We start from the raw sequence: 23179 nt of genomic DNA, 5'->3' as shown, positions 1-23179 counted from the left end.
TGCCGTTTGTTCTTGCCGCCGGACGGGCGGAATACCTGAATGATAGATTGCCGGACTGTCACCAGAAATCCGGGTCCGGGTCAACATGTCCGACAAGAAAGACCCTTAGGTTGACTGTTTATTTCGCATCGCCGCATTCGTAAAGCGAAACGCTTGAGAACTCCGCAAAGCCTTTCTTCAATGATTGCACCCGAGACATTTCGGATACAGCCTCTTGAGAATCCGGATCAGCAGGGCGTAAACAACGAACAGCCACTGCGATCATCGTCAGGAGAGGAACAGGAATGACGTCTGCGGAAAACTGTCTTTACGAAGTTCAGGCTGAGATTCGCGCAGCGGAAGCGGAATTTGCGCGGCCCAACGGTTCGGTCAGGCTGATCGCGGTTTCAAAAACATTCGCTGCTGATCAGATACGGCCTGTTCTCGAAGCCGGTCAGCGCGTATTCGGTGAAAACCGTGTGCAGGAGGCCATGGGCAAATGGCCCGGCTTACGAAATGAATTCGATGATATTGAGCTTCACCTGATTGGGCCACTGCAGTCCAACAAGGCCAAGGAAGCAGTGGCGACCTTTGATGCCATTCATTCCGTCGACCGCCCGAAAATTGCCCGTGCATTGAAAGCGGAAATGGAAAAACAAAGCCGTCCTCTCCCCTGTTTCATACAGGTGAACACCGGTGAAGAACAACAAAAGGCCGGAATTCTTCCAGCCGATGTCGATGGATTTGTCGCCGAATGCCGCGATGGCGTCGGCCTCAATATCATTGGGTTGATGTGCATTCCGCCAATAGACGAAGCACCTGGCGAGCATTTTGCCCTGCTGCAGAAAATCGCCGAACGCAACGGCCTTGATCAACTTTCGATGGGAATGTCTTCCGACTATCCAGTGGCAGTTGGATTTGGGGCGACCCATGTCCGGGTCGGATCCGCCATTTTCGGTGTAAGAGACAAGGCGTGATTATTTCGGGCAGCATTGTTTCCGAGACGTCGGTTCAGCCTATTCGCGAATCGACCTGAGAATTCAAGGATTGAAGCTTTTATTTCAAGTCACTCGCTTCTATTGATAAATAAGTTTAGAGCAAACTATGTTTAAATTCGAAATATTATAGACTTTATATTACTAGAATTAAGCCGTGTTCATGCCGAAAACTTTCAATGATGTCATGAATATGACTGACCTATGGCTGAATACGATACATAGCCACAACAATGCCGCGAAGGTTCCCAAGAGCAGCCCTTTGCCGGTCGCGATCTCAGATCACAGTCTGTCCTGTTCCGGTTCGGCAGGTCGCAGGGGCCTGGCGGATGGACGGAACACAAGGCGGACGTCTCCTTCGTCTATTTCAAACCAAGAGACGAGGCGATCCGACCAGAACCAACATTTGGAGGTTTAACTATGTCTAAACGTCTTACCGCTGCTCTTCTCATCGGTGCTTTCACTGCTTCTTCCGCAGCGCTCGCACAAGGCATGTCATTTGAGACGATCGACAGCAACCAGGACGGCTTTGTGAGCTTTGACGAGATCACGACTGCTGTTCCGGATATGTCGGAAGACGTTTTCAAGGCTGCTGATGCGAATCAGGACAACCTGCTCGATCCGGCTGAATTTGCAGCGGTTCAGCCATAATTCGGCTTCGGGCGATCCTCCCCCCGTAAGCTGCGCTTGCAGTGGGGTTGCCTGATAAAGACCACTGCCGGTACGGTCACACCGGCGGTGGTTTTTTGCTTTGAGGAATACATGCATCAAGCATGATTTTCGACGCCACAGCACCCGGTTCGCGTCCGGGTATTTTGTTGCCGTCCGGCACTAACCTCAATCGACTGGTGAGTTTTCGTAACCCTTCGCACCAACCTTGGCTTGTTGACCGCTGATTGCTCCTTTGCAAGACTGATCGTCTATACTTGGGAGGAAATCATGAAATCACTTGCATGGGCACTTGGTGCTGCCGTGGCGATCGGTCTGTCGACAGGTGCCACGTTCGCGGCCGACACGACATTGCGCATCTCGTTACAGTTGCCGCTGAAGAGCCACCTTGGACAAAATCTGCTTCTTTTCAAGGAAGAAGTCGAAAGCAAGTCCGGTGGCGAAATTGCCGTCGAGATCTATGATTCTGCCCAGCTTTACAAGGACAAGGAAGTCCCTGCGGCCGTTGGTTCGGGTGCGATCGAAATGGGTGTGGCCTCGCTGACACGCTACGTCGGTGACATCCCTGCGGTCGATATCTTCTACCAGCCGTTTCTGTTCGATACCGAAGAGAAAGTGCGCGCAGCGGTCGCGCCGGGGTCGCCCGTCCGCGGTCCTCTGGACGAGGCGATAAAAGACACCGGTTCGACGGTGCTCTGGTGGCAGGCCTATGGCGGTGCGATCATGCTGTCCAAGGACGGACCTTTGAAAACGCCTGCAGACATGCAAGGCAAGAAGGTGCGCGTATTCGGCAAGACACTGGGTGATTTCGTGACTTCTGCGGGAGGCGCACCCACGTTGATTTCCGGCTCCGAACAGTATCTTGCCTATCAACGCGGTACGGTCGACATCGGCATGACCGGCGTTTCAGGGGTTAAATCCCGGAAGCTCTGGGAAGTGATGGATACAATTTCGGTGACCAATCACGCCGACATCGAGTTCATCGTCGTTGTGAATACCGATTTCTGGGAAGGCCTGCCTGACGGACACAAGGCGATCATCCAGGCCGCAGCGGTGAAGGCGGAAGATGATGTCCGGAACCGGATGTCGGAAATCGAAGCAGCCGCATATGCCGCGGCTGAGGAAAATGGAATGACCGTCTACAAGCCAACCGCTGAGGAAATCGAAGCGTGGAGAGCCGTCAGCCAGCCGGTGTACGATACTTACGCCGAAAAAGCAGGTGACCTTGGCAAGAAGGTCATGGACGCAGCAAGAGGTCTGTAACGGTCCATTGAGGTGAAAACGCTTCGCATCCTTGGGATGCGGAGCGTATCTGCCTTTAAAACAAACAATCCCACCATCTAACCTTTGCCTGGGTACCAATGATTGCCTTTTATGCGTTGCTTCGGGCGCTTGCCGGAACCGCGGCCATTTTGTTCGTTCTCGCCGGCTGCATGCTGACCTATGAAGTGACCGCCCGCTACCTGTTTGTGGCGCCGACGATCTGGGCGGCTGAGCTTTCGCAGCTCTGCCTTATCTGGGGAAGCATGTTCGGCATGCCCTGGCTCCTGAAAACCAATCAGCATATCGCGGTTGATGCGCTGACGGTCAGGCTCAGCAGAACGGCGCAGCGTATCTGCCGGATCCTCGCCATGAGCGCGATTGTGCTTTTCAGTGCACTGGTTGCCTGGAAGGGTGGCGAAATTTTCCTCGATTCCTTCGAACGCGGAAGAACAACGGGATCGATGCTCGATTTGCCCACATGGGTTGCTGAACTTGCCATTCCAGTCGGATTTACGCTGGTGCTGGCCCAGGCACTGATCGAGCTCGCGGCAGCTGTCAGGGGAGGAGATCTGGAAAGCGGTGCCGCTTCATGACGACACTCCTTATCCTGGCAACGCTTTTCGCGCTCCTTCTCATCCGGGTTCCGGTTGCCTTCACGCTTGGCGGCCTTGGTCTCGCGATGCTCGTTTTTGGCGGATTTTCACCGCTGATGGCACCACAGGCCATTCTCTCCACGCTGGACGGTTTTATCCTGCTGGCCGTACCGCTGTTTCTGCTGATGTCCAACATTCTGCTGAAGGGTGGCGTGGGCAAAGATCTTTTTGCAGCCGTTCACGCCTGGGTGGGCCATTGGCCGGGTGGGCTCGCAGTCGCGACAATTCTCTCCTGCGCCATCTTCGCCGCCATCTCGGGCTCTTCAGTGGCGACTGCCGCTACCATCGGGACGGTCGCCATTCCGGAAATGATCAACCGGGGATATGAACGCAAATTCGTTTACGGTCTGCTGGCGGCAGGCGGGACACTGGGCATTCTGATCCCGCCTTCCATCCCGATGATTGTCTACGGTTTTGTCACCGAACAATCCGTTATCTCGCTGTTTCTGGCCGGTATCGGGCCGGGCATAATGCTCGTCGTGTTCTTCGTCGTCTTCGCAATGATACATGCACGCTGGCTGGGCGGATATCAGGCTGAACCTGCCGCCAGCGCGGAAGAACGTTTCTGGAGTTCATTGCGCGCGCTCCCCTCCGTCGTACTTGCCGCTTTTGTCATCGGCGTGATCTACACCGGCGTTGCTACGCCAACCGAAGCGGCGGCCATCGGATTTGCCGTTGCGCTGGTCATCACGGGGGTCGTGCTCAGAACGCTTTCCTGGCAGGGACTGAAGGAAGCAGCCTACGATTCCATGGTGACGACGGTGGCTATCCTTCTGATTGTCGCGGGAGCCAAGGTGTTTGGGAAGGCAATAACGCTCTATCGGATCCCGCAGGAAATCTCGATGTTCATTGGTCAGAACATCGATACGCCGCTGGCTTTCATCCTTGTGGTCTCGGTGGTGCTCCTGATCATGGGCCTTGTGTTCGAAGCGCTCTCGATGGTCCTCATCATGACACCGGTGTTGTTGCCGGCGGCCATGCTTCTCGGTTTCGATCCTATCTGGTTCGGCGTCTACATGGTGATCATGGTCGAATGCGCGCTGATTACCCCGCCGGTTGGCCTCAACCTCTATGTCATTCAATCCGTTGCGAAATCAAGCCTCGCGGATGTCTCAAGAGGTGTCCTGCCATTTCTGGCGCTGATGCTGTTTTCAGTCGTGATCTTGTATGTTTGGACCGACATTGCGCTTTATATTCCCTTTAAATTCTAACTCTTTTGAAAGAGGTGAGCATGCCGTCACAGGCAGACAAACTCCGAAGCCTGCTTGAAGCAGAAAAACTGCATGTCATGCCGTGCTGTTTCGATGCGCTCTCGGCCAAACTGATCGAACAGGCGGATTTCGATCTGACCTTCATGTCAGGCTTTGCGATTTCGGCGTCACGGATCGGTCAGCCGGATCTGGGCCTGATGTCCTATGGGGAAGTCCTCGACCATCTTGGCAACATTACGCAGGCAGTGAATTTTCCCGTCATTGCCGACGGGGACACGGGTTACGGCAACGCCATGAATGTGCACAGAACGGTTTCGGGATTCGCAAAAGCCGGAGCCGCCGCGATCATGATCGAGGATCAGCTGTCGCCAAAGAGATGCGGCCATACCCCGGGGAAAGAAGTGGTGACGCGTGAAGAGGCTTTCGACCGTATTCGAGCTGCCAGCGATGCGAGAAAAGACGGTGCGGATATCCTGATCCTGGCGCGCACCGATGCACGGCACGAACACGGCCTGCGCGAAGCAATCGACCGCGCGACACGCTTTAAGGAGTTGGGTGCCGATATTCTCTTTGTCGAAGCGCCGAAAACGATTGCCGAAATGGAGACAATCTGCCGGGAACTGCCGGGACCGAAGATGGCCAATATTGTGGAGGGCGGCGAGACGCCCGAACTGTCCCACAAAGAGCTGGAAGATATGGGATTTGCAATCGCAGCCTACCCTTTGACTCTTATGGCGAGTGCCATGAAAGCGATGATGGAAACGCTTGCAAAACTGAAATCGGATTCTGACAGAACACCCCTCATGATGGATTTCGCCGAACTTCGCGACCGCATTGGCTTCAATGACTACTATGAACAGTCGTCACGCTACGAAACCTCCCGCAGATCGTAAGCTTGCTGGCGGGCCGGCAAGGCAGACGAAACTTGACTCCTGCACACCATTGAGGCATAGACCCGCGAACTCCAGATGAGTGACTGACAATTCGAACCACCGACCGGGACCCGAGAAGGTGTAAAGAGATCCCGGAGGTTAACACCCGACAGCGCGATGCGCCCTCGGGTGCCAAACTGCTTTGCTTTGGCAAATCGGTTGGATCCGAAAGTCGGCTGCCCATATGGTTCGGGAGATTTCCCGAAAGCAATGACCTAAGGACCTCTTTATGTTTGAAAGCCTGTCCGATCGACTAAGCGGAATTTTTGACAAGCTCACCGGTCGTGGTGCGTTGTCGGAAAACGACGTGAATGAAGCGCTGCGCGAGATCCGCCGTGCGCTGATCGAGGCTGACGTTGCCCTGCCGATTGTTCGCTCCTTCACCGACAAGGTGCGTAACCGGGCGGTGGGTGCGGAAGTGGTCAAGTCCGTCACGCCGGGCCAGATGGTCGTGAAGATTGTTCACGATCAGCTCGTGGAAATGCTCGGGGCCGAAGGTCAGCCGATCGATCTGAACGCGCCGGCACCTGTTGCGATCATGATGGTCGGTCTGCAAGGCTCGGGTAAAACCACAACCACCGCCAAGATTGCGCGGCGCTTCACACAGCGCGACAAGCTCAAGGTTCTGATGGCGTCGCTCGACACGCGCCGGCCCGCCGCCCAGGAGCAGCTCAAGATTCTCGGTGAGCAGAACGAGATCGACACGCTGCCGATTATCGAGGGGCAGGGACCAGTCGAGATTGCAAATCGGGCGATGTCGGCCGCCAAGCTCGGTGGGTTCGACGTTGTTCTTCTTGATACGGCAGGCCGGATTCATATCGACGAACCGCTGATGATCGAGATGGCGGAGGTGAAGTCCGCGGCGCAACCGCATGAAATCCTGCTGGTTGCCGATTCACTTACCGGTCAGGATGCGGTCAATCTGGCTCAAAGCTTCGATGAGCGCGTCGGCATCAGCGGCATCGTGCTGACCCGAATGGACGGTGACGGCCGTGGTGGCGCAGCCTTGTCCATGCAGGCGGTGACCGGCAAGCCGGTGAAACTGATCGGTACCGGTGAAAAATCCGATGCGCTCGAGGATTTTCATCCGAAACGGATCGCCGACCGGATTCTTGGAATGGGGGACATTGTTTCCCTGGTCGAGAAGGCGGCGGAAGCCATCGATGCGGAACAGGCTGCAAAAATGGCCAAGAAGATGCAGAAGGGTCATTTCGACCTGGAAGATCTGGCCGAACAGCTGAAACAGATGGAAAAACTCGGAGGCATGTCCGGAATGATGGGCATGTTGCCGGGCGTCGGCAAAATGAAAAAGCAGATGGAAGCCGCGAATGTCGATGACAAGATGTTCAAGCGGCAGATCGCCATCATTCAGTCGATGACGCCGAAGGAGCGGCAGAAACCGGACGTGCTCAAGGCGAGCCGCAAAAAGCGGATTGCTGCGGGATCCGGAGTCCAGGTTGCGGAAGTCAACAAGCTCCTCAAAATGCACCGCCAGATGGCGGACATGATGAAAAAGATGGGCAAGGGCAAAGGCATGCTGGGCAAGCTGATGGGCGGCCTCGGCGGCGGGATGCCCGATGTTGATCCGAAACAGCTGGAAGAGATGGCCAAGTCCGGCCAGCTGCCGGGCGGAATGGACCTGCCGAAGGGGTTACCCCCTGGCATGCCCGGCGGTATGGGCGGTGCCGGTTTGCCCCCGGGTCTTCCCGGCCTCGGCGGACCGAAACTTCCCGGTCTGCCGGGCATGGGGAAAGGTAAAAAACGATGAGCGAGGCCGAAGTTCAGTTGGGCCAGAGCGAGGCGTTGCTGGAGCTGAAGGCCTTGCGGTCCTCCATCGACAACATCGACGCCGCGCTCATCAACATGCTCGCCGAGAGATTCAAGTGCACCCAGAAAGTGGGTGTCTTGAAAGCGACCAACGACCTGCCGCCGGCTGATCCGGCGCGCGAGAAAATTCAGATCGAACGGCTGCGGCGGCTGGCTGCCGACGCCAATCTCGATCCTGACTTTGCCGAGAAATTTCTGAACTTCATCGTTCGCGAAGTTATCCGGCACCATGAAGCCATTGCCGCGGAAGCCGGCAACTGAAGAACTGGAGAATTAAAAATGGCTACGAAAATTCGCCTGGCACGTGGCGGTTCCAAGAAACGTCCTTACTACCGCATTGTTATTGCCGACATCCGTTCACCGCGTGACGGCCGCTTCATCGAGAAAGTCGGAAGCTACGATCCGATGCTCCCGAAAGATTCCGAAGACCGCGTCAAGCTGGACGTCGAGCGCATTCAATACTGGCTCGGCAACGGCGCCAAGCCGACCGATCGCGTTCACCGTTTCCTGGATGCTGCCGGCCTTTTGAAGCGCGAGCCGCGCAACAATCCGAAAAAGGCTGAACTCGGCGCAAAAGCCAAAGAGCGTCTCGAAGCCAAGCGCCAGGCTGAAGAAGAAGCAGCCGCGGCTGCCACTGAAGCAGCAAACGAAGGTGCTGCCGAAGAAGCTGCTGCTGAATAAGCCTCAAACCGGAAGCGATGCCGATTTGCTGGAAAGAGTGCTGCTGACATGAGCTCGCCGGACGATCAGAAAGTCCTGATGGCAAAAATCGGTGCTGCGCACGGCATTCGCGGGGAAGTGCGGGTCAAACCTTTTGGGGAAGACCCGCTTTCCTTCGCCGATTACGGAATTCTGACCGACAAGATCGGTTCCAGAACCTTTGAGGTCGAAAAAGCACGGGTTCAGAAGACGGTCGTCATCACCAAGTTCAAAGAGGTGAAAGACCGCAATCAGGCAGAAGAACTGAACGGTGTCGAACTCTACGTTGAGCGCGCGCAACTGCCCGATCCCGAAGAGGACGAATTCTACTATTCGGACCTAAATGGTCTGAGCGTGCTCGATCATGATGACACGCAACTTGGGAAAATCGTGGCCGTTCAGGACTTTGGCGCCGGAGATCTGTTGGAGATCCGTCCGAAACGCGGACGTACCTTCTACATTCCGTTCACGAAGGCTTTCGTGCCAGAAATCTCGCTCTCAGACGGTTATGTAAGAGCGCAATTGCCCGAAGACTATTTTTCCGAAGAGGGCTCTGACGAATCCGAAGCGGCTTCCCCCGACAAGTAGCGGATCGGTACCGGCTGCAATCCCATGCGCCCAAGGTTCAGATCTTCCTCCGGGTCCTTAACAGCCTGAGTGACCTCGGCGCGCAGGAGCGCGATGAGCGCAACGACGAGTGCAACACCGATTCCGTTTGCCACGAGATCAGGCAATGACATTGCGTGATGCGGCAGAAAACCCTGCGCGAGTTCCCCGGCCATTCCCATGCCGAAGGCTACCACTGCCGAGATCCGGAGCCGGCAGCAAAAAAGCGCGTGTATGGACAATGTCAGCAAGGCGAAGAAGCCGATGTGGATGACCTTGTCATAGGGATGCCCGACCCCGGTCTCGAAGACCAACCCGACCAGAATGCCGAATGTCATCAGTGCAACGAGCGGCAAGATCCGGCTAAGGGAAATGTCCAGATAGTGCTGATCGACACGTTTTTGGATGATCGCTGGTAGCTTGAAACGCAGAACTGGGATCTGAAACACGGGAATAGACCTGATTGAAACACTCTTGCCAGCATGAACGGGGGGCCTTAATCAGTTCTTTCCAAGCCGTTAGTCTTCGGTTGAAAGACGGCACTTTCAGTTCACAGGGTTAACACTGTCTTTATGCCCTTCAGCGCCACCATCCTCACGCTTTACCCGGACATGTTTCCCGGTCCACTCGGCCAGAGCCTGTCAGGGCGGGCAATGGAAAAAGGGCTGTGGCAGCTGGAAACGAGCCAAATTCGCGACTTTGCGAGGGACAAGCACCGAAGCGTCGATGATACGCCGGCCGGCGGGGGTGCCGGTATGGTGCTTCGCGCCGACATACTCGCGAAGGCCATCGACGCAACGGCGCCCGCTGACGATCCAAGACCGCGGTTTCTCATGAGCCCACGCGGACGTCCGTTTACCCAGTCGCTCGCGCATGAGCTTGCGTCCGGGCCTGGTGCGATCATTGTCTGTGGCCGTTTTGAAGGCGTCGACCAGAGGGTAATAGACTCCAGGGATCTGGAGGAGGTTTCGGTTGGAGACTACATCCTCTCGGGTGGTGAAATCGCGGCGATCACAATGCTCGATGCCATCATCCGCCTGCTTCCAGGTGTCATGGGCAACATGGAAAGCGCAGAGACGGAAAGCTTTGAAACCGGATTGCTGGAACATCCGCATTACACCCGTCCGGCGGACTTCGAAGGAATGTTGATTCCGGAGGTTCTAACGTCCGGCAACCACCAGAGAATTCATGACTGGCGCATGGCTGAGGCGGAACGTCTGACCCGTGAGCGCCGACCGGATCTTTGGGACGCTTATATGGCTGACGAGGACGATGTGGATTAATTCTGGTCGCCGCTTTCGCTGAGCTTTGCCAGGATTTGCGTCCCGCGCCGTACGATGTCCGACTGTGAGCGGGCGCCGGTTTTCGATGTTGCGCTCGCCAGATGGTTCCTTGCCGTGTTGTAGGAAATCTGCAGAATTTCCGCCGCTTCCTTCAACGAAGAGCCGAGAATAAGCTGTTGGACGACAAGGCATTCCCGGTCAGTCAGTCCGAATGCGGCGGACAGGATCCTGCTGGACGGCTTAGGTGCTTCGGAAGGATCGAATATCGTCACAAGCAGCGGTAAACTGGGCGTCAGGAACGGCGCTAAACCCGGATGGATCTGATCCTTGTGTTGGATGGGCAGCACGAAGAAGAAAGGCCCGCCACGGTTTTTGCCGGACAAGGGGGTCGGTCCCACTGGTAACGATGTTTTTGCGGCTTTGTCGAGCGCGTCCTGGAGTGCGGTCTGATTTTCTGTTTTGCGCGCGCTCAATCTGACCATGCGGTCTATGTAAAGCAGCTCACTTTCGTGAAGCACGCGGTCAGCCTGCTCGTTCAAATAGGTTACCTTGCGATCCGGGGTCACCAGCAGAGCCGTTGTCGGTATCGTGTTGAGCCAGAATTCCGGATTTGCCGGAACCGTCTCCCGCTTGGTAACTTCAAGAAGCAATCCAAACGCACTTTGCAGATGTGGCCGCAGAAAACCGAACAGATCCCGTACGTGTTGCTCTTCGCGTTGTTTCATTGACCTTGGCAGGTTCGCCGCGACAAAGGCGGAATCTTCGCCATGCCGATGCAGGATGATCCCGAAGGCACGATTGATTTCGCCATGGTCCTTCAGAAACTCGTGATAAAAGTCCGTCATTTCAACGTCAGCCGTTGAAATGAAGTCGCCTGTGAACGCAACGTCGGTGGTGTCGCACCTCAAAGCAATTGGCGGGAAGGGATTGGCCGAGATCGCCTTGCTGAGCCGAAACTCTGCACCCTCTCCGTGATTATACATGGCGCAGTCATAAACGCTGTTTTCGTATACGCACTGGGCCTGATACGAGATAGGCAGATCCGGATAAATGGTTGCAAGATCAGAAAGCACACTAGTAAGTCCACCATCCAGCAAAGCAGCGCTATAGAGTTTGTGCAGTAAACTGGAGTGGTCCTTCATCACATAGCGCTTCCTCTAGTCAACGAGACAAGACTTTACCGTAATCAATAATTTTAATTTTATAAATACCGTAAATGACGGCGTGACATTTTTTTTAAAATGTGCTATAAGCGGTATATTGCAACTAAAAATGCTTCTAAGGTTGTAAAAATCTGAAGAAGTAGGGAAAGAATTACTTTAGGCAATGCTAAGCATCAGCAGCGGCACTTGTGCCGCTGCTTTTGTTGTTAAAACTAACCATGTATTTGTTTGAAAAACTATTGCACTTTTGGTCGGATATTGTGCGGTTTTCAACACCATCCCTCAATGCGCGAAGCTAATTAACTGGCGGCTGCATTCCAGGTCTCAAAAACCGCATGACAAACACGGGTTTATGCGGTATACGCCCGCGGAAGCTGGATGAAAGCGGGTCTGATGTGTCCAGATCCGGTCATCGGCGGGCCCAACTGACCCGACGTCCGATGAGACCAGCTGATATGCACCATGGCCCAAAGAAGGCGAATACGTCTCCCGTCGGCGGGAAACGCTCTGGCCTCTTTGTAATTGAAAAGGGAAAAATGCCATGAACATTATCGAGCAGCTGAATGCTGAGGAAATGGCGAAAATCGAGGAAAAGCGCAAGCTTCCTGAGTTTTCGCCGGGTGACACTGTCCGCGTGAACGTGAAAGTCACCGAAGGTAACCGTACCCGTACACAGGCTTACGAAGGTGTCTGCATCGCCCGTTCCGGCGGCGGCATCAACGAGAGCTTCACGGTTCGCAAGATTTCTTACGGTGAAGGCGTCGAGCGTGTCTTCCCGATTTACTCCCCGATGCTGGAAGGCGTTGAAGTAGTCCGCCGCGGTAAAGTCCGTCGTGCGAAACTTTACTACCTGCGCGACCGCCGCGGTAAGTCCGCCCGTATTTCCGAGAACACCAATGTTCGCTCCAAGCGCCTCAACGAAGAAGCGCGGGCTGAAGCTATTGCTGTCAAGGCTGCGAAGGCCGAAGCCAAAAAGGCTGAGCAGGAAGCTGCCGAGAGCGCAGCTGAATAAGCCGGCCGAACAGCCGAAGTTCCTGAGGGCGGTCCGTGTGGCCGCCTTTTTTGGTCCAAGCAGGCAATCAAGGTCAGTTGAATTCAGCTCAACCCCCCAATACTTGACGTTTTGGCGGAGCTGCGTCATTCACTAGCCTGAATTCAAAGGCACTGCTTTTCGGCTTTAAAAACCCAAAAGAATGACCCGGAGGAGCGCGCAAGGACGCTAGGCGCAGCAGATCCGGCGGAAAACGAGGAGAGACCCATGGCGAAGGCGCGCACGCTTTACGACAAAATCTGGGACGACCACGTCGTCGATATGCAGCCGGACGGCACCGGCCTGCTCTATATCGATCGGCATCTCGTCCACGAGGTTACGAGCCCGCAGGCTTTTGAAGGTCTTCGGATGCATAGCCGCAAGGTTCGCAGCCCGGAAAAAACGCTTGCCGTCGTGGATCACAACGTTCCGACAACCGACAGGCGCCACGGCATCGACGATCCGGAATCAGCCCTGCAGGTTGAAACTCTCGCGAAAAACGCCGCCGAATTCGGTGTCGAATATTATTCTGAACTCGACATGCGCCAGGGCGTTGTTCACATCGTCGGCCCGGAACAGGGTTTCACATTGCCTGGCATGACGATCGTCTGCGGTGACAGCCACACATCCACCCATGGAGCGTTCGGTTCCCTGGCCCACGGTATTGGAACGTCCGAGGTGGAGCATGTTCTGGCGACCCAAACCCTGATCCAGAAAAAAGCCAAGAACATGCTAGTCAAGGTCAACGGCAACGTGCCGGACGGCGTGACCGCAAAGGACATTGTGCTTGCGATCATCGGAAAGATCGGAACAGCGGGCGGCACGGGATACGTCATTGAATATGCCGGTGATGCGATCCGGTCTCTGTCCATGGAAGGACGGATGACGGTGTGCAACATGTCGATCGAGGCCGGTGCACGCGCCGGTCTGATCGCGCCGGACGAGACTACCTTTGAATATGTGAAAGACCGGCCCAAGGCGCCAAAAGGTGAAGCATGGGACATGGCGATGGCCTACTGGCGCACGCTGCATTCGGATGCCGATGCCTATTTCGACAAGGTGGTGGAACTCGACGCGGCAAATCTCCCGCCAATCGTCTCCTGGGGATCCTCCCCGGAAGACGTCGTTTCCGTTGAAGGATTTGTGCCCGATCCCGATGAGATCGAAGACGAGAACCGCCGCGATTCAAAAAAGCGCGCTCTGGACTACATGGGATTGGAACCCGGCACGAAAATCACCGATATAAAGATCGATCGAGCGTTCATCGGATCCTGCACCAACGGACGTATCGAAGACCTGCGTGCTGCTGCCGCCGTAATTGGAAACCACAAAGTGGCGTCGCATGTCGATGCCATGGTGGTTCCCGGATCGGGGCTGGTGAAGGAACAGGCCGAAGAAGAAGGTCTTGACCTGATCTTCAAGGAAGCGGGTTTCGACTGGCGCGAACCGGGCTGTTCCATGTGCCTGGCCATGAATGCCGACAAACTGAAGCCGGGGGAGCGCTGTGCCTCGACTTCAAACCGGAATTTCGAGGGTCGTCAGGGACATAAGGGCCGGACGCATCTTGTGTCGCCGGCGATGGCCGCGGCAGCTGCGATAGCCGGACATTTTGTCGACATTCGCGAATGGACCGTGAATTGATTCGGTTTCCGACTTCAGATACGCACTGAAAATCGAGGGCGCCGCTGGCGCCCTTTTTCGTTTTGATCACAAATCCGTCACAGCGACGCCGCCGGTTTGGATATTCGGCAAACGATTCATAGATTTACGAAAAATGCATTGCCAAAAAACACCTTTCAACACCCTCCTTCAGAAATGAATTTGACGGGCTTCACAAGACTGTCACCTCGGCACTACAATACTCCCGTCACAAAAGGACATGTTCCGCTGTCCAATTGACCGGACGACGGACAATCCGAGAAGGTGTGAGGAGCGGAAGGTGACGATAGCGGTTTCGCCTGGAGCCCATCCGGCGTTAGTGCTCAATGCGGATTATCGGCCCTTGAGTTACTACCCATTGTCCTTGTGGTCGTGGCAGGACACGATCAAGGCAGTGTTTCTGGACAGGGTGAACATTGTTGCCGAGTATGATGCGGCGGTCCGAAGTCCGAGCTTCGAGTTCCGATTGCCGAGCGTTGTCTCGCTCAAGACCTTTGTAAAACCCAGCCGATACCCCGCCTTCACCCGCTTCAATGTCTTCCTTCGCGACAAATTTCAGTGCCAATATTGCGGCTCCAGGTCTGAACTGACCTTCGATCATCTCGTCCCGCGCTCAAAAGGTGGCCTGACCACATGGGACAATGTCATCACAGCCTGCTCTCCCTGCAATCTGCGCAAATCAAACAAGTCCTGCGAGCAGCTGAACATGTGGCCCATGCACATGCCGTTTCAGCCAACCATCCAGGATCTGCATAACAACGGTCGCGGGTTTCCACCCAACTACCTGCATGAAAGCTGGATGGACTTTCTTTATTGGGATACGGAGCTCGAGCCGTAACACCAATTTCACCAGCGTCGTGACTCGCAGACTTGAAGCAACAGATCGGCTTCATGCATGTATTATTTATGCGCGTTAAGACTTCTTTTACTTCTTTTAAAAGGTTCATTTAAGAATTTAGGTACTTTTCTGTAATAACTGTCTCTTGAGAGCTGTGAGGCAGTCATGAAGAAACAACGTATTCAAATCATCCAGAACCTGGCACTGCGTTTCCGAGGCGACCGAGATGCAGCGGTTATCCCGCTTTTCGGCATCATGCTGATCATCATCATTGTGATGGCCGGAGCTGCAGTGGATGTTTCAAGGGTCGTCAACGCGCGCGAAAAACTCTCCTATGCGCTCGACGCAGCAGCGCTTGCTGCCGCGACCGATCTGTCGACCCAGGCATTGACCAACGATGAGATCAAGGAAGTCATCACGGATTCCTTCAACGCGAACCTTTCTGATGCCGAGTTCCTGGACGAAGCAATCGAAAATCTCGCGTTTTCCGTCGATTCCGACAATGGCTTGATCACGGTGAGTTCGACGGCCACGATGAACAACCTGTTCATCGATTTCGGCGGCTACGGCAAGACCGCGTTCGGTCCCGAAGCCTTCACATTCGGTACGAATTCGCAGGTGACCTATTCCCGCTTCGACGTCGAAATGGCAATGGTGGTTGATGTGACCGGATCCATGGGCTGGGCGCTGAACGACCTCAAGGATGCATCGGAATCGGTGATCAATATTCTCATTCCGGACAGTTCTACGGAAAGCAAGGTCAAGATTTCACTCGTTCCCTACAGCGTCGGCGTCAATATGGACAGTTATGCATCCGCTGCCACGAATGGCGTCAGCACGCGCTGTGTGACCGAACGTTCAGGTGACGAGCAGTTCACCGACGCGAGCTACACGGTCGAGCCTGCCGGCGACGGATCCGGCACTTACCGCAGTCAGGATTGCTCGGACTCCGTTCTGCAGCCGCTGACCGACGACCGCGACACGCTGATAACAGCGATCGAAAATCTTGAAACGGAAGGTTATACGGCCGCGCAAACCGGCATCGGCATTGGCTGGTATACGCTTTCTCCCAACTGGAAAGATCTCTGGCCAGCGGAATCGCAGCCGGCGGAATATTCCAATACGGAAGTCTTGAAATTCGCGCTAATCATGACCGACGGTGCATTCAACACGTATTACGACAAAGAAACGATGACCTTTGATGAGTGTGAAGACTACGAGGTCAACGGAAGGGACTACAAGGGCACATGCCTGAGTGGAACCAATGATTATTGGGTCGAAAAGCCACAGGGCGGGTATTCGGGTCAGCCTTCGCAGCGCGCTCTTTCACTTTGCAGCGCCATGAAAACTGCGGGCATCACGATCTACACGGTCTATTTCGGGACCGCGACAAGCTCGAGCCAGGCCAGGGTCATGGAAGAATGCGCCGACACGGGCAAGTACTATGTCGCAACGTCCTCGGATGACCTCATTGCTGCGTTTTCGAACATCGCCAAAAAGATCCAGCAAGTTTACCTGTCGCAGTAAGCACCGACTACAGACGCAAGAAAGCCCGCCGAAAGGCGGGCTTTTTCGTTTTGGGTCGGGATCAGGCCCGGTTCTGCCGGTTGTCGATCAGGTCATCGACCACAGTCGGGTCTGCAAGTGTTGAGGTATCGCCCAGGCTTTCAAAGCTGTCCTCGGCGATCTTGCGCAAAATCCGGCGCATGATCTTGCCGGAACGTGTTTTCGGCAGGCCGGGCGCGAACTGGATCAGGTCCGGCGAGGCAATCGGACCGATTTCCGCGCGCACGTGTTTGACCAGTTCTTTCTTCAGATCATCGGTCGGTTCCTCGCCTTCCATCAGGGTCACATAGGCATAGATACCCTGCCCCTTGATGTCGTGCGGATATCCGACGACGGCGGCCTCGGAAACCTGCGGATGGGCCACAAGGGCGCTTTCAACCTCTGCCGTACCCATGCGGTGCCCGGAAACGTTTATCACGTCATCGACGCGGCCGGTGATCCAGTAATAACCGTCTTCATCGCGCCGGCAGCCATCGCCGGTGAAATACAGACCCTTGTAGGTCGCGAAATAGGTCTGCACGAACCGCTCGTGGTCGCCATAGACCGTGCGCATTTGGCCAGGCCAGCTGTCCTTGATGACAAGGTTGCCTTCGGTCGCGCCTTCCAGGAACTTGCCTTCCGCATCGACAACGGCTGGCTGAATGCCAAAGAACGGCCGTGTCGCTGAACCCGGTTTCAGCTCGGTTGCGCCAGGCAAAGGCGTTATGAGAATGCCGCCTGTTTCCGTTTGCCACCAGGTGTCCACGATCGGACAGCGTTTTTCTCCGACGACGTTGTAGTACCACGTCCAGGCTTCCGGGTTTATCGGCTCGCCGACCGAACCGAGCAGTCGCAATGACTTTCTGGATGCGGCAGTCACGTGTTCGTCGCCTGCCCCCATCAGAGCACGAATGGCGGTCGGTGCCGTATAGAAGATGTTGACATTGTGCTTGTCGCAAACTTCCCAGAACCGGCCAGGGCCCGGATAGGTCGGAACACCTTCGAACATAAGTGTCGTCGCACCGTTGGCGAGCGGGCCATAGACAATGTAGCTGTGACCTGTCACCCAGCCGACATCCGCGGTGCACCAATAGATATCGCCCTCGTGATAGTCGAAGACATATTCATGGGTCATCGAGGCATAGACGAGATAGCCGCCGGTGGTGTGCATGACACCTTTCGGTTTGCCAGTTGAACCGGACGTATACAAAATGAAGAGCGGGTCTTCGGCATTCATCTCGGCAGGGTCGCACTGGTCGGATACGCGGTCAGCCTCTTCGTGATACCAGACATCGCGTCCGTCCTGCATCGCAATTTCGCCGCCGGTGCGCTTGACGACGATGACGCTGTTCACCGGCGCTTTTTCCGCAGCCCTGTCGACATTTGCCTTCAGCGGAACTTTACGGCCGCCACGCAATCCTTCATCTGCAGTGATCACGCAATCGGATTTGCAATCCTCAATGCGCTGGGCGAGGCTGTCGGGAGAAAATCCGCCAAAAACAATGGAATGAACTGCACCGATCCGCGCGCACGCCAACATTGCGTAAGCGGCTTCCGGGATCATCGGCAGATAGATCGTGACGCGGTCGCCCTTCTTGACGCCCTGCCCGTGAAGGACATTCGCGAACCGGTTCACCTCTTTCGAGAGCTCTTTGTAGGTGATGATCTTGTGTTCGCTCGGGTCGTCCCCTTCCCAGATGATCGCCGGCTGGTCGCCGCGTTTTTCCAGGTGCCGGTCCACGCAATTGGCAGAAACGTTAAGCGTTCCGTCCTCAAACCATTTGATCGAGACATTGTGGTAATCGTAGGAGGTGTTCTTGACCTTGCTGTAAGGCTTGATCCAGTCGAGGCGTTTACCGTGTTCGCCCCAGAACGCATCCGGGTCATCGACGGAACGCTGGTACATTTCCAGGTACTTTGCGTTATCGACATGCGCATGCGCGGCGACATCCGCGGGAACGGGGAAAACAGACTCAGACATTTGAAAACCTCCCGAAACCATAATGGCCGGCGGGGTTACCACATCCTCACCCCCACCGGTTTGTTTGCTGCGGGCCATTATGCTGATGACCTTACAGGGCGTCCAGAACCAAACTTTAGTGCTTTAGTCGCCGAGTCCTTGGTCTAATGCGTTCAAATACGTAGTGAATTGGGCTTAAGCCCTCAGACCAATGGTTGCTAAGAAGCGAACCAGCCGATCACAATAGCCTGGGCGAGAAGAACACCCAGCCAGTGCCCGCCGTCGATAAAAGTCAGGCTCCACGGCCGGCCCTGAAAGCGGTGGTTGATGATCTGTGTCGTCATGACGATACCTACCCAGACCATGAGCGCCGATATGATCCCGGTCCGAATTGAGGTTTCGCCGGTGTGATAGATGATGCCGGCGAAAACGAAGGCCATGATCAGCTGGCACACAAATGTAATACCCAGCGCAACCGGATCCGGCTTTGTCTGATCTTCCGTAAGCCCGGCGGCTTTCATCCAGGCCTTGCCGAGGACGCCATACCAGATCGATCCGAATATGAAGGAAGCTACGGCAGCTGCCGCCACCGCAATGAGATTCACGCCATCAAACATCATGGGTCCGCCCTCCGCATTTTTACGGTGTAGGGTGGAAGCAAATGGAAGAAAGATCAAGCTTGTGGTTGTGCTGGGGAAAGGCTCAAATCAAGCTGCGCGGATCTCGAGCCCGCCTTTTTCCACGATGAATTCGACGACCGGCGCCAGCCCGTCACCCGCCTTTGTATTGGCAAAGACGAAAGGACGGTTTTTGCGCATCTTCTTTGCATCCCGGTCCATCACGCCAAGGTCCGCGCCAACATAGGGAGCGAGATCGGTCTTGTTGATGACGAGAAGGTCGGATCGCGTGATGCCCGGTCCGCCCTTTCGAGGGATTTCCTCTCCGGCGGCGACGTCGATGACATAGATCGTCAGGTCGGCAAGCTCCGGCGAGAAGGTTGCCGCGAGATTGTCACCGCCCGATTCAATAAGGATCAGATCGAGGTCCGGAATTGCGTTCGTCAGATCCTCGACCGCAGCCAGGTTGATCGAAGCATCTTCACGGATCGCGGTATGTGGGCAACCGCCTGTTTCCACACCACGGATCCGCTCGCTCGAAAGCGCCTGCGAACGCATCAGAGCCTCAGCATCTTCGCTTGTGTAGATGTCGTTGGTGATTACGGCCAGTGAATAGCTGTCACGCATTGCCTTGCAAAGGCGATCGGTCAGTGTGGTCTTGCCGGCACCGACGGGACCGCCAATACCGACACGCAGGGGGCCGTTTTGAGAGTTCATGAACGAAAGAGCCTCGAATACTGAGTTTCATGTGCCATGGAGGCGATGTCCGCCAGAAAGGTGGTGCTGCCGAGGTCGTCTATCCCGGAGGACAATGCGTCTTCGGTGATTTCGAAGATCACCGGCTCCAGTTTTGCCAACACCATTTGCCCGTCATTCTGCCCAAGCGGCACCGTGCGGATGGCTGCGGAGACGATGTTGGCGGAAAAGGCCTGAAGATAAGCCACCACGGCTGCCCGTACCGGAATATCATGAGTTGAACAGACAAGACCGACCGCGACCGGATAGGGCCAGGCGTCCCTGTCGCCGCTGACCAGGTCCTTAAAGAGCTCTGCCGTCTCGCCGTCTTGTGGAAGCCAGCTCTTTTCGACCGTGCGCATGAATGCCGTTCCCTGTGCGCTGGCTTCAAGATAACGCTCGCCCGACGGCTGCAGGGCAAGCGCGAGTTCCCTCAAGTCTTCAAGCGCCTCGCGGTCGCCGATGCGGGCTGCCTTGCAGCTTTCGCTCAAGAAGATCGCATCGGTTCGTCCGGCACCATGACATATGATGTCTTTCAGCCAGGCTTCGAGCTCGGCGGGGTTCGTTACATTGCCCTCATCGACAACCTGTTCCAGGCCGTGACTGTAAGTGAACGCGCCGACCGGGAACCCGGGAGACAGAAAGGTGAGCAGCCGGTAAAGCGCCGCCGGGTTCAATGGGTCAGTCATGGCTGTGGCCGTGATGGTGGTGGCCATGATCGTGGCCGTGAGTTTGCCCGTGACCGTAAGCGCCGCCTTCGGGATCAAAGGGAGCCGAAACCGGGGTCAGGCGCCCCCCGAGCTTGGCGACCATGTCTTCGATAACGTGATCTCTTCGAATTCGGAGCACTGCACCGGCCAATTGGGTCGGTAAATGGCGGTTTCCGAGATGCCAGGCAATCCGGACCAGATGCGCGGTATTGTCGGCCTCGATTTCCACCAGCTCTTCTGCTTCAGCCAGGACCTCGACTATTTTTCCGTTTTCCAGCTCAAGCCCGTCGCCATGGTGCAAATGAACGGCGCTTGGTTGGTCCAGCAGAAATGTCAGGCCGCCGGCGCCGGTGAGTACCGCGCGTCTGCGATACCGGTCTTCACGATCCAGCGTGATGTGGTCAGCCGGGTCACCCTTCCAGGTTTTTGCTGCATGAATGGTGCGAACACGGATCATTGTGCTGCGTCAACCTTTGCCTTCATGGACAGGAACGCGGGCCGGTTCCGAAGGCGTTTGAAGTAGTCGTAGACCGGTCCTTCCTTCGGCAAGTCGAATTTGGCGGCAACCGCCCAGCCGGAACAATGACCGATGATGATGTCTGCGATCGTGAAGGTTTCACCCATGACATAGGGCCCCTCGCCCAGTCTTTGCCTCAGGGTGTCCAGGCCACGCTGGAACTCCATGTTGCAGACTGTTTTTATCTCTGGCACGCGCACATCTTCGGGAAGGATAAAGGTGTTCTTGGACGCTGTCCAAAGCGCACCCTCCAGAACATCCACGCCAAATTGCGTAAAGCTGTCCTGTGTCGCCCTTTCGATTGTACCGGCTGGAAACGTAAACTTCGCGTGCTTGTCGGCAAGGTAGGTGCAGATGGCGACGGACTCCGAGATGACGCCGTCTCCATCAGCAAGAAGTGGTACCTTACCGCTTGGATTGAGCGTGCGCGCGGTTTCGGATTGCGGCATGGCCGGATCGATTTCGTAAGGCTCGCCCAGTTCTTCCAGTAGCCACATCACCCGCATTGCGCGGGTGCGCGGAAATCCGATGATCTTGTACATTTTTTCTTCCAACGACTGTTCGTCCGGACCTTAGAACAGGAAATAGCGCTGCGCCATCGGGAGAACCTCAGCCGGTTCGCAGGTCAGAAGCTCGCCGTTGGCACGCACTTCATAGGTCTCCGGATGAACCTCGATGTCGGGTGTCGCATCGTTGAGGATCATGGATTTCTTGGAAATACCGCCGCGCACGTTCTTCACGGGCAGCACAAGGCTGTCGAGCCCGATCTTCGAACTGATATCCGTGTCGCAGGCGGCCTGGGAGACAAATGTAACGCGGCTTTCCGTCATCGCCTTGCCGAATGCGCCGAACATCGGACGGTAGTGGACGGGCTGGGGCGTCGGGATCGAGGCATTCGGATCCCCCATGGGAGCCGCCGCGATCGTACCGAGTTTCAGAACCATGTCCGGTTTCACGCCGAAAAACTTCGGATCCCAGAGCACGAGATCCGCGAGCTTGCCGATCTCGATCGATCCGACATGCTGATCAAGCCCGTGTGCGACGGCCGGGTTGATGGTCATCTTGGCCATGTAGCGTTTCACACGGAAATTGTCATTGTCGCCGCTTTCCTCCGGAAGACGCCCGCGCTGGACTTTCATTTTATGCGCGGTCTGAAGCGTTCTGATCACCACTTCTCCGACACGGCCCATCGCCTGGCTGTCGGAGGCAATGATCGAAAAGGCACCCATGTCGTGAAGGATGTCTTCAGCGGCGATGGTTTCCTTGCGAATGCGGCTTTCGGCGAAGGCGACATCTTCCGGGATTGAACTGTCGAGGTGGTGGCAGACCATCAACATGTCGAGATGTTCTTCGAGCGTGTTCACCGTGTAAGGCCGGGTCGGATTGGTCGAGGATGGCAGCACGTTCATCTCGCCGCACACCTTGATGATGTCCGGGGCATGGCCACCCCCTGCGCCTTCAGTATGGAAGGCGTGGATCGTGCGGTTCTTGAACGAGGCCGTGGTGTTTTCGACAAAGCCGGATTCATTCAGCGTGTCAGTGTGGATCATCACCTGAACGTCGTATTCGTCGGCGACGGACAGGCAGGTATCGATGGCGGCCGGGGTCGTGCCCCAGTCCTCGTGCAGTTTCAGGGCGGACGCACCTGCCATGATCTGTTCCTCGAGCGCAGCCGGCAGTGATGCATTGCCCTTGCCGGCGAAGGCGAGGTTCATGGGAAAGCTGTCCGCCGATTGAAGCATCCGCGTGATGTGCCAGGGGCCTGGCGTACAGGTTGTCGCGTTGGTGCCGGTGGCCGGGCCGGTGCCGCCGCCCAGCATCGTGGTAACGCCGGACATCAGCGCGTCATCGATCTGTTGCGGGCAGATGAAGTGGATGTGCACGTCGAGGGCGCCTGCGGTCAGGATCTTGCCCTCGCCTGCGATGGCTTCTGTGCCCGGTCCGACAACAATGTCGACATCCGGCTGGACATCCGGATTGCCTGCCTTGCCGATGCCGACGATGCGGCCGTCTTTCAATCCGACATCCGCCTTAACGATGCCCCAGTGATCGACAATCAGCGCGTTCGTAATCACCGTGTCGACCGCCCCTGCCGACCGGGGTGCCTGTGACTGGCCCATGCCATCGCGAATAACCTTGCCGCCACCGAATTTCACCTCTTCGCCGTAGGTGGTGAAATCCTTTTCCACCTCGATGATGAGATCCGTGTCGGCAAGGCGCAGCCGGTCGCCTGTGGTCGGCCCGAACATGTCCGCATAGGCGGCGCGTGGCATTTTATACGGCATGTC

At 56.0% G+C, this 23179-nt stretch carries 24 protein-coding genes; 15 read left to right on the top strand and 9 right to left on the bottom strand.

Features of this window, described 5'->3' with window-relative positions:
* Positions 1–284 precede the first annotated feature (284 nt).
* From ABVF61_RS28530 to rimM, 10 genes are all read left to right on the top strand, one after another.
* Positions 285–956: a YggS family pyridoxal phosphate-dependent enzyme gene (locus tag ABVF61_RS28530; RefSeq protein ID WP_353997000.1), complete on the top strand. Its 672-nt coding sequence runs from the start codon at positions 285–287 to the stop codon at positions 954–956.
* Between the two features lie 438 nt (positions 957–1394).
* Positions 1395–1625, top strand: a complete 231-nt coding sequence (locus tag ABVF61_RS28525; RefSeq protein WP_299477611.1) for a hypothetical protein — start codon at positions 1395–1397, stop codon at positions 1623–1625.
* Positions 1626–1913: 288 nt separating this feature from the next.
* A complete protein-coding gene (locus tag ABVF61_RS28520) occupies positions 1914–2906 on the top strand; it encodes a TRAP transporter substrate-binding protein (protein ID WP_353996999.1) in 993 nt (330 codons plus the stop codon).
* Positions 2907–3004: 98 nt separating this feature from the next.
* A complete protein-coding gene (locus tag ABVF61_RS28515) occupies positions 3005–3499 on the top strand; it encodes a TRAP transporter small permease (RefSeq protein ID WP_353996998.1) in 495 nt (164 codons plus the stop codon).
* On the top strand, positions 3496–4770 hold the full coding sequence (locus ABVF61_RS28510; protein ID WP_353996997.1) for a TRAP transporter large permease: 1275 nt from the start codon (positions 3496–3498) through the stop codon (positions 4768–4770). The genes ABVF61_RS28515 and ABVF61_RS28510 overlap by 4 nt, the downstream gene beginning before the upstream one ends.
* Positions 4771–4790: 20 nt before the next feature.
* Positions 4791–5663, top strand: a complete 873-nt coding sequence (locus ABVF61_RS28505; protein WP_353996996.1) for an isocitrate lyase/PEP mutase family protein — start codon at positions 4791–4793, stop codon at positions 5661–5663.
* A gap of 268 nt (positions 5664–5931) precedes the next feature.
* Positions 5932–7470: a signal recognition particle protein gene (ffh, locus tag ABVF61_RS28500; protein WP_353996995.1), complete on the top strand. Its 1539-nt coding sequence runs from the start codon at positions 5932–5934 to the stop codon at positions 7468–7470.
* Positions 7467–7790, top strand: coding sequence for a chorismate mutase (locus ABVF61_RS28495; protein WP_353996994.1), 324 nt, complete (start codon positions 7467–7469; stop codon positions 7788–7790). Before ffh ends, ABVF61_RS28495 begins: the two co-directional genes overlap by 4 nt.
* 18 nt (positions 7791–7808) lie before the next feature.
* Entirely contained in the window at positions 7809–8210 is a 402-nt protein-coding gene (gene rpsP / locus ABVF61_RS28490; RefSeq protein WP_299477633.1) for a 30S ribosomal protein S16, read from the top strand.
* Positions 8211–8258: 48 nt separating this feature from the next.
* Complete coding sequence (gene rimM / locus ABVF61_RS28485; RefSeq protein ID WP_353996993.1) at positions 8259–8816, top strand: ribosome maturation factor RimM; 558 nt, start codon at positions 8259–8261, stop codon at positions 8814–8816.
* Here the strand turns inward: rimM and ABVF61_RS28480 are convergent.
* A complete protein-coding gene (locus tag ABVF61_RS28480; RefSeq protein WP_353996992.1) occupies positions 8762–9283 on the bottom strand; it encodes a VanZ family protein in 522 nt (173 codons plus the stop codon). The genes rimM and ABVF61_RS28480 overlap by 55 nt on opposite strands.
* A 123-nt stretch (positions 9284–9406) precedes the next feature.
* Here ABVF61_RS28480 and trmD point away from each other — a divergent pair, with 123 nt between their 5' ends.
* Positions 9407–10117, top strand: coding sequence for a tRNA (guanosine(37)-N1)-methyltransferase TrmD (gene trmD, locus ABVF61_RS28475; RefSeq protein WP_353996991.1), 711 nt, complete (start codon positions 9407–9409; stop codon positions 10115–10117).
* Here trmD and ABVF61_RS28470 read toward each other — a convergent pair.
* Positions 10114–11259 carry a helix-turn-helix transcriptional regulator gene (locus ABVF61_RS28470; RefSeq protein WP_353996990.1) on the bottom strand — a complete coding sequence of 382 codons (1146 nt, stop codon included), beginning with the start codon at positions 11257–11259 and terminating at the stop codon, positions 10114–10116. The two genes, trmD and ABVF61_RS28470, sit on opposite strands and share 4 nt — an antisense overlap.
* Positions 11260–11821: 562 nt before the next feature.
* Between ABVF61_RS28470 and rplS the strand changes: the two genes are divergently transcribed.
* The 4 genes from rplS to ABVF61_RS28450 all read left to right on the top strand — a co-directional run bounded on the left by rplS (position 11822) and on the right by ABVF61_RS28450 (position 16334).
* Positions 11822–12292, top strand: coding sequence for a 50S ribosomal protein L19 (gene rplS / locus ABVF61_RS28465; protein ID WP_299477645.1), 471 nt, complete (start codon positions 11822–11824; stop codon positions 12290–12292).
* A 246-nt stretch (positions 12293–12538) separates the two neighbouring features.
* Positions 12539–13951: a 3-isopropylmalate dehydratase large subunit gene (gene leuC, locus ABVF61_RS28460; RefSeq protein ID WP_353996989.1), complete on the top strand. Its 1413-nt coding sequence runs from the start codon at positions 12539–12541 to the stop codon at positions 13949–13951.
* A gap of 298 nt (positions 13952–14249) precedes the next feature.
* Complete coding sequence (locus ABVF61_RS28455; RefSeq protein WP_353996988.1) at positions 14250–14807, top strand: HNH endonuclease; 558 nt, start codon at positions 14250–14252, stop codon at positions 14805–14807.
* A gap of 165 nt (positions 14808–14972) precedes the next feature.
* Positions 14973–16334: a TadE/TadG family type IV pilus assembly protein gene (locus ABVF61_RS28450; RefSeq protein ID WP_353996987.1), complete on the top strand. Its 1362-nt coding sequence runs from the start codon at positions 14973–14975 to the stop codon at positions 16332–16334.
* A gap of 61 nt (positions 16335–16395) precedes the next feature.
* On the opposite strand, the gene acs is transcribed toward ABVF61_RS28450, so the two are convergent.
* From acs to ureC, 7 genes are all read right to left on the bottom strand, one after another.
* Positions 16396–18333: an acetate--CoA ligase gene (gene acs, locus ABVF61_RS28445; RefSeq protein ID WP_353996986.1), complete on the bottom strand. Its 1938-nt coding sequence runs from the start codon at positions 18331–18333 to the stop codon at positions 16396–16398.
* A 197-nt stretch (positions 18334–18530) separates the two neighbouring features.
* On the bottom strand, positions 18531–18932 hold the full coding sequence (locus ABVF61_RS28440; protein ID WP_353996985.1) for a DUF1761 domain-containing protein: 402 nt from the start codon (positions 18930–18932) through the stop codon (positions 18531–18533).
* Positions 18933–19019: 87 nt separating this feature from the next.
* Positions 19020–19646, bottom strand: coding sequence for an urease accessory protein UreG (gene ureG / locus ABVF61_RS28435; RefSeq protein ID WP_353996984.1), 627 nt, complete (start codon positions 19644–19646; stop codon positions 19020–19022).
* Positions 19643–20380 (bottom strand): urease accessory protein UreF, encoded by a 738-nt coding sequence (locus ABVF61_RS28430; RefSeq protein ID WP_353996983.1) that lies wholly within the window; start codon positions 20378–20380, stop codon positions 19643–19645. Before ABVF61_RS28430 ends, ureG begins: the two co-directional genes overlap by 4 nt.
* A complete protein-coding gene (locus tag ABVF61_RS28425) occupies positions 20346–20831 on the bottom strand; it encodes an urease accessory protein UreE (protein ID WP_353996982.1) in 486 nt (161 codons plus the stop codon). Before ABVF61_RS28425 ends, ABVF61_RS28430 begins: the two co-directional genes overlap by 35 nt.
* Positions 20828–21433, bottom strand: a complete 606-nt coding sequence (locus ABVF61_RS28420) for a glutathione S-transferase family protein (RefSeq protein WP_353996981.1) — start codon at positions 21431–21433, stop codon at positions 20828–20830. The genes ABVF61_RS28425 and ABVF61_RS28420 overlap by 4 nt, the downstream gene beginning before the upstream one ends.
* A gap of 30 nt (positions 21434–21463) precedes the next feature.
* A complete protein-coding gene (gene ureC, locus ABVF61_RS28415) occupies positions 21464–23176 on the bottom strand; it encodes an urease subunit alpha (protein WP_353996980.1) in 1713 nt (570 codons plus the stop codon).
* Positions 23177–23179 lie beyond the last annotated feature (3 nt).

The organism is Roseibium sp. HPY-6, from assembly GCF_040530035.1.
Classification (GTDB): domain Bacteria; phylum Pseudomonadota; class Alphaproteobacteria; order Rhizobiales; family Stappiaceae; genus Roseibium.
The sequence above is the reverse complement of the archived record's forward strand: the minus strand, read 5'-3'. Positions and strand labels throughout refer to the sequence as shown.

Excerpts from the sequence above, each read along its gene's own strand:
- ABVF61_RS28470 (WP_353996990.1), bottom strand. The coding sequence starts at position 11,259 with ATGAAGGACCACTCCAGTTTACTGCACAAACTCTATAGCGCTGCTTTG.
- ABVF61_RS28430 (WP_353996983.1), bottom strand. The coding sequence starts at position 20,380 with ATGGCCACCACCATCACGGCCACAGCCATGACTGACCCATTGAACCCG.
- ABVF61_RS28440 (WP_353996985.1), bottom strand. The coding sequence starts at position 18,932 with ATGATGTTTGATGGCGTGAATCTCATTGCGGTGGCGGCAGCTGCCGTA.
- ABVF61_RS28530 (WP_353997000.1), top strand. The coding sequence starts at position 285 with ATGACGTCTGCGGAAAACTGTCTTTACGAAGTTCAGGCTGAGATTCGC.
- ABVF61_RS28420 (WP_353996981.1), bottom strand. The coding sequence starts at position 21,433 with ATGTACAAGATCATCGGATTTCCGCGCACCCGCGCAATGCGGGTGATG.
- rplS (WP_299477645.1), top strand. The coding sequence starts at position 11,822 with ATGAACATTATCGAGCAGCTGAATGCTGAGGAAATGGCGAAAATCGAG.
- ABVF61_RS28510 (WP_353996997.1), top strand. The coding sequence starts at position 3,496 with ATGACGACACTCCTTATCCTGGCAACGCTTTTCGCGCTCCTTCTCATC.
- ABVF61_RS28450 (WP_353996987.1), top strand. The coding sequence starts at position 14,973 with ATGAAGAAACAACGTATTCAAATCATCCAGAACCTGGCACTGCGTTTC.
- trmD (WP_353996991.1), top strand. The coding sequence starts at position 9,407 with ATGCCCTTCAGCGCCACCATCCTCACGCTTTACCCGGACATGTTTCCC.
- rpsP (WP_299477633.1), top strand. The coding sequence starts at position 7,809 with ATGGCTACGAAAATTCGCCTGGCACGTGGCGGTTCCAAGAAACGTCCT.
- ffh (WP_353996995.1), top strand. The coding sequence starts at position 5,932 with ATGTTTGAAAGCCTGTCCGATCGACTAAGCGGAATTTTTGACAAGCTC.
- ureG (WP_353996984.1), bottom strand. The coding sequence starts at position 19,646 with ATGAACTCTCAAAACGGCCCCCTGCGTGTCGGTATTGGCGGTCCCGTC.
- leuC (WP_353996989.1), top strand. The coding sequence starts at position 12,539 with ATGGCGAAGGCGCGCACGCTTTACGACAAAATCTGGGACGACCACGTC.
- ABVF61_RS28525 (WP_299477611.1), top strand. The coding sequence starts at position 1,395 with ATGTCTAAACGTCTTACCGCTGCTCTTCTCATCGGTGCTTTCACTGCT.
- ABVF61_RS28520 (WP_353996999.1), top strand. The coding sequence starts at position 1,914 with ATGAAATCACTTGCATGGGCACTTGGTGCTGCCGTGGCGATCGGTCTG.
- ABVF61_RS28505 (WP_353996996.1), top strand. The coding sequence starts at position 4,791 with ATGCCGTCACAGGCAGACAAACTCCGAAGCCTGCTTGAAGCAGAAAAA.
- ABVF61_RS28425 (WP_353996982.1), bottom strand. The coding sequence starts at position 20,831 with ATGATCCGTGTTCGCACCATTCATGCAGCAAAAACCTGGAAGGGTGAC.
- ABVF61_RS28495 (WP_353996994.1), top strand. The coding sequence starts at position 7,467 with ATGAGCGAGGCCGAAGTTCAGTTGGGCCAGAGCGAGGCGTTGCTGGAG.
- ureC (WP_353996980.1), bottom strand. The coding sequence starts at position 23,176 with ATGCCGTATAAAATGCCACGCGCCGCCTATGCGGACATGTTCGGGCCG.
- ABVF61_RS28515 (WP_353996998.1), top strand. The coding sequence starts at position 3,005 with ATGATTGCCTTTTATGCGTTGCTTCGGGCGCTTGCCGGAACCGCGGCC.
- acs (WP_353996986.1), bottom strand. The coding sequence starts at position 18,333 with ATGTCTGAGTCTGTTTTCCCCGTTCCCGCGGATGTCGCCGCGCATGCG.
- rimM (WP_353996993.1), top strand. The coding sequence starts at position 8,259 with ATGAGCTCGCCGGACGATCAGAAAGTCCTGATGGCAAAAATCGGTGCT.